Source organism: Neisseria dentiae, from assembly GCF_024580525.1.
In the GTDB taxonomy this organism is placed as follows: domain Bacteria; phylum Pseudomonadota; class Gammaproteobacteria; order Burkholderiales; family Neisseriaceae; genus Neisseria; species Neisseria dentiae_A.
Genome location: NZ_JANIKQ010000094.1, coordinates 1 through 292 on the forward strand (window position 1 = coordinate 1; position 292 = coordinate 292).

Below are 292 nucleotides of genomic sequence, written 5' to 3' on the forward strand. Positions count from 1 at the left end.
AGCAGGCGTTACAGCACGGGTAGCTGCCGAATTGGTTGGTGTAAACAAAAATACTGCCGCCTATTATTTTCACCGTCTGCGATTACTCATCTATCAAAACAGCCCGCACTTGGAAATGTTTGATGGCGAAGCAGAAATTGATGAAAGTTATTTTGGCGGACAACGCAAAGGCAAACGCGGGCGCGGTGCTGCCGGCAAAGTCGCCGTATTCGGACTTTTGAAGCGCAATGGCAAGGTTTATACCGTTGCCGTACCCAATACACAAACAGCAACTTTACTGCCGGTTATTCGT

At 48.3% G+C, this 292-nt stretch carries 1 protein-coding gene; it reads left to right on the top strand.

The genetic code is table 11. The features are described from left to right. Window positions 1-292, top strand: a 292-nt coding sequence (locus NQ012_RS13010) for a transposase (protein ID WP_257067987.1), incomplete at both ends; no start/stop codon positions are given.